3 protein-coding genes are annotated in these 4,944 nt (G+C 73.3%); 1 reads left to right on the forward strand and 2 read right to left on the reverse strand.

The genetic code is table 11. The annotated features are described in order from the left end of the window. Positions 1-1,359 (forward strand): SDR family NAD(P)-dependent oxidoreductase (locus tag GX015_RS09790; protein WP_291344756.1); only part of this gene is annotated, 1,359 nt, incomplete at its 5' end. 7 nt (positions 1,360-1,366) lie between these two features. Here the strand turns inward: GX015_RS09790 and GX015_RS09795 are convergent. Beyond that, positions 1,367-3,637 (reverse strand): Hsp70 family protein, encoded by a 2,271-nt coding sequence (locus tag GX015_RS09795; RefSeq protein WP_291344758.1) that lies wholly within the window; start codon positions 3,635-3,637, stop codon positions 1,367-1,369. Between the two features lie 11 nt (positions 3,638-3,648). Continuing rightward, positions 3,649-4,770 carry a methylmalonyl Co-A mutase-associated GTPase MeaB gene (gene meaB / locus GX015_RS09800; RefSeq protein ID WP_291344759.1) on the reverse strand — a complete coding sequence of 374 codons (1,122 nt, stop codon included), beginning with the start codon at positions 4,768-4,770 and terminating at the stop codon, positions 3,649-3,651. Between the last annotated feature and the right edge of the window lie 174 nt (positions 4,771-4,944).

Consider the following 4,944-nt stretch of genomic DNA (forward strand, 5'->3'; position numbering starts at 1 on the left):
CTGCCCGCCGGTTCCGTGCCCGAGACCGTCGACGGCCGCCCGGTGGACCCGGAGCGTTTCGCCGGACAGCTGATCCGGTCGCAGAACTGCTACATCTGCAAGCGGCCCTTCACCCTCGTCGACCGGTTCCATCACCAGCTGTGCCCGGAGTGCGCCGACGAGAACCGCCGTTGGCGCGACGCCCGCTGCGACCTCACCGGCCGCCGTGCGCTGCTCACGGGCGGGCGGGCGAAAATCGGCATGCACATCGCGCTGCGGTTGCTTCGCGACGGGGCCCACCTCACCATCACCACCCGCTTCCCCAAGGACGCCGTGCGCCGGTTCGCCGCGCAGCCCGACTCCGCCGAGTGGTTGCACCGCGTCCGGGTCATCGGCATCGACCTCCGCGACCCGGCCCAGGTGGTGCGCCTGGCCGACGAGGTCGCGGCGGCGGGACCGCTGGACATCCTCATCAACAACGCGGCGCAGACGGTGCGCCGCTCGACGGGCGCCTACTCGGGCCTCGTCGACGGCGAGACCGCTCCCCTGGATCCGGCGGTCGCCGACACGGTGGATTGGGTCAGCCTGGGCACCACCACCGCCATCCACCCCGGCCAGCTGACGGGTGCCGCGGGTGAGGCCATTTCGGGCGGTGCCGCCGTCGGCTCCGCAGATGACGCGGCTGCGGCACGAGGGGATGAGGGTGCTGCCGATGGCGCTGCGGTCGCGGCGGCAGACGCCATTTCCCCCGCCGACGGCTCCCATCTGATCCGCACCGACTCGGCGGCCGCCGACGCCCTCGTCTCCGCCGCGCTGACCGGCGGCTCCGCGTCGCTGGAGCGCGTCGCGGAGGGCACCGCGGTCGACGCGGGCGGGCTGATCCCCGACCTCGTCGCCCACAACTCCTGGGTGGCCACCGTCGGCCAGGTCGACCCCGTCGAGCTGCTCGAAGTGCAGCTGTGCAACTCCGTGGCGCCGTTCATCCTGGTCAACCGGCTGCGCCCCGCCATGGAAGCCTCCACATTCGAGCGCAAGTACGTGGTCAACGTCTCCGCCATGGAAGGCGTCTTCGGCCGCGGCTACAAGGGCCCCGGTCATCCGCACACCAACATGGCGAAGGCCGCCCTCAACATGCTGACCAGGACATCGTCAAGCGAAATGAAGGAACACGGGATCCTCATGACCGCCGTGGACACCGGATGGATCACCGACGAGCGCCCGCACGTGACCAAGGAACGGCTGGCCAAGGAAGGGTTCCACGCGCCGCTGGACCTCATCGACGGCGCGGCGCGGGTCTACCACCCGATCGTCGCCGGCGAGACCGGCGGCCCGGAGTACTCGGGGGTCTTCCTCAAGGACTACGAGCCGTCCAGCTGGTAGCCGCCGACTAGTCCCGCGGCTGACCCGCCAGCGGCGTGGCGACGTGCGAGTCCCCGCCGCGGCGCGCCGAACCGTCGACGCCGTGGAAGCCCTGGCCCCACGTGAGGATCTTCCCGCGCTCGGTCAGGCACACCGTGTACCCGGAGCCGCCGCCCGCGTCCGCGGCCCACGAGCCGTCGGGCAGGGCCATCGGACGGGGACGCGACGCGAAGGACCGCGCCCCGCCCGGCACGCCCAGCTCGCCGTGGCCGTTGGAACCCCACAGGAACAGCGTCCCGTCGACCAGGATCGCGCCGGCGTGGGAATGCCCGGCGAAAATGCGCAGCGCCGGCGCCGGCAGCGCGACGCGGCCCGCGCCCGAGCGCGTCGGCGGTCCGTCGAGGCCCAGCTGGCCGCGATCATTGCGGCCCCACGACCACACGGTGCCGTCGCCGTCGAGCGCCAGGGTGAAGTCCTTGCCGGCGACGATCCCCGTGAAGGGCATGGCCGTGGGCAGGCGCATCGGGTACGGCGACCCCTTGCCGGCCGCGCCGCCGAGCTGGCCGCGGTGATCGCGCCCCCAGCCCCAGAGCCCGCCGTCGTCGGCGAGCGCCAGCGAATGATTGTGACCGGCGGCGACGGCGACGATGTCCCGGACGTCGTGCGTCACCGGCATCGGCGGTTGCGGCGCGACGTCCAGGGGAGCGACGGTGCCCAGCCGGCCGCCCATGGACGAACCCCAGGTGAGCACGTGGCCGTCGGCGGTGATGGCCAGGACATGCGCCTCTCCGCAGGCGACCTCCGTGATCGGCGCCGGCAGCACCGGGTGCACGGGCGCATGCCGGTGCGAGGGGGCGTCGGCGACCCCGAGCTGCATCCAGTCCCGGGCGCCCCACGCGGCCGCGCGGCCGCGGTCGTCGACGACGACGGAAAACGAGTTGCCCGACGACGCCGAGACCACCGCTCCAGCCACGCCGTCGACCGGATGCGGGGCCATGAGCTTGGTCAGGAACCCCGCCAGCGCCAGCTCGCCCCACTGCCACACGCGGCCGTCGGCGTCCTCGGCGATGACGTGCGTCGGCCCGGGCCAGATGCGGCGGAACTCCGGCGGCACGGTCGGGGCGGAAAACGGCGACTGCTGTCCCGGAGCCGCGGGCGGTGTCGGTGCGCCGCCGAGGGCCTTCTTGCGGGAGGGCTTCGCGACGGGCCCGCGCGGCGCCTCGTCCATCGCAGCGATGGCGGAGAGGACCGCGTCATCGGCGATGGCCGCGCCGTCGGCGGCGGCGACGAGGGGCTCGTGGGCCACGGTGAGCCTCCCCACTGGCGCGAGCGCACCCCGGAGCGTCGGCAGCGACGCTCCGCCGCCGATGACGAAGCACCCCACCGAACCATTTGCGGGCAGCCCGGCGTCGGAAAGCGCCGCCGCCACCAGTCCCCGCGCCCGAGCCGACCAATCCGCGAGGATGCGATCCAGATCGGCGCGGGTGAGCCGGACGCTGCCGTGGCCGTGGAGCGTGGTCACGGCGATGTCTGTCTCCGGCAGATGCGCCAGATCCTCCTTGGCCCGGCGCACCTCGGCGCGCAGCGAGGCCAGCAGCGTGCGGTTCGTTTCCGCCCGCAGGGCCGCGGCCAGCGGCGGATTGTCGCGGTCGAGCACCGAGCCCAGCCACGCCAGGATCCGCGCGTCGACGTCGTCGCCGCCCACCCTCGGATCCGAGCGGTCCGAGAGGATCTCCGGCGCCCCGGACGCGGTGCCCCGCATGACCGTGACCTCCATGGAACTGCCTCCGGCGTCGATCACCACGCCCGTACCGCCCGGGGGCAGTCCGCCGCCGCCCGTCGCGTGCAGCACCGCCGCCACCGGCTCCGGGATCAGCGAGGGCTCCGGGAGCCCCAGCGACTGCGCCGCCGCGGCCATCGGCCCCCGCAGCCGGGCCGACGCGCCCAACGGCACCACGCACGCGATCTGCTCGGGCGGATCGGGGTCGATGTCGCCGGCATGGCCCAGCACCAGCGACAGCACGGGCATGATCAACTCCGCCGGATCGCGTTCCACGCCCCCGTACCGCAACCGCCCCGTCAGCACCGCCGTCAGCGGCGACCCCGCGAACGAGGACGGATCCCCCGCCCCCGCGGCGATCGCGGCCTCGCCGGAGCACGCCCCGTCCCCGTCGAAGCACACCGCGGCGGGAACGGACGCCGAGCCGTCGAAAAGCACCGTGGCCCGCGCACCGTGCCCGCCCCGCAGGCGCGCGGTGACCGTCGTCGCGCCGATGTCCAGCGCCAGCCGCCGCGCCATGCCGCCGGCCCCTACTTCCCCGCGTCGACGTCGCGCGCCGTGGAGCCCCGTCCACCGTCGAAGGCGTCGATGATGCGCTCCGCGCCCAACGTCGGGGTGATCTGGCCGTCGCGCAGCTGGGACTCGACGAGCTTCTGCGCCGCGCGGACGCCCTCGTCGCCGGCCAGGCGCTGCAGCAGCGTCTCGTGGACCATCGACCACATCCACTTGACCTGCTGGTCCGAACGATTGCGCTCGAACAGGCCCGCCTCGATCATCGCGTCGCGGTGCTCTTCGATTGCGGACCAGAACTTCTCGATGCCGTCGTTCTCCAGCGCCGACATCGTCAGCACCGGCGGCGTCCAGATGGCGTCCTTGGCGCGGACCATCTTCATGGCCGTGGCCAGGTCGCGGGCGGCGCGCTTGGCCGGGCGGAGGTTGGCGCCGTCGGCCTTGTTGATGGAAATGACGTCCGCCATCTCCAGCACGCCCTTCTTGATGCCCTGCAGCTGATCGCCGGCGCCGGCCAGAGCCAGGAACGCGAAGCAGTCCACCATCTGCGCGACGGCGACCTCGGACTGGCCGACGCCGACGGTCTCGACGATGACGACGTCGTAGCCCGCGGCCTCGAGCACGACCATCGACTCGCGCGTCGCCTTGGCCACGCCGCCGAGGGTGCCCGCCGACGGCGACGGGCGGATGAACGCGCCGTCCTCCGCCGACAGCTTCGCCATGCGCGTCTTGTCGCCCAGGATCGAGCCGCCCGTCTTCGTCGACGACGGGTCGATGGCCAGCACCGCAACCTTGTGTCCCTGCTCGATCAGGTGCATGCCCAAAGTCTCGATGGTCGTGGACTTGCCCACGCCCGGTACGCCCGTCAGGCCCACGCGCAGCGCGTCGCCGGAAAACGGCAGCAGCTTGACCAGGAGTTCCTGCGCAAGCACGCGGTGGGCGGGCGCGGTCGACTCCAGCAGCGTGATGGCCCGGGCGAGTTTGGTCCGGTTGCCGGCGCGCACGCCCTCGAACAGCTCGTCGACGTCGATGCGGCGCCGCGCCCGGCGCACCACCTCCGGCGCCACGGCCGTGCGGCCCTCCACCACCGTGCCGGCGGTGGTGTTCAGCGTGCCAAGGTTGTCCTCGAGAAAGCCCGTCATGTCCCCTTCTTAGACCGAAAACCGTGCGAAGCACCGTGCCCTCGGGGGGCGCGGCTCGTCCACCTGCGACGACGGCCACCGACTCCCCGGCCCGGGTGGGGCCGGTCGGCGGTGGCCGACGTCGTACGCGGACGCCGCGGCGGCGGAAACGGTGCGCGGGGCGCCGATGACGGC

Origin of the sequence: Corynebacterium sp. (genome assembly GCF_012837295.1) — a bacterium.
Taxonomy (GTDB): Bacteria; Actinomycetota; Actinomycetes; order Mycobacteriales; family Mycobacteriaceae; genus Corynebacterium.

Bases quoted from the DNA above. Each gene is read 5' to 3' on its own strand.
- GX015_RS09795 (WP_291344758.1), bottom strand. From the start codon at position 3,637: ATGGCGCGGCGGCTGGCGCTGGACATCGGCGCGACGACGGTCACCGCG.
- meaB (WP_291344759.1), bottom strand. From the start codon at position 4,770: ATGACGGGCTTTCTCGAGGACAACCTTGGCACGCTGAACACCACCGCC.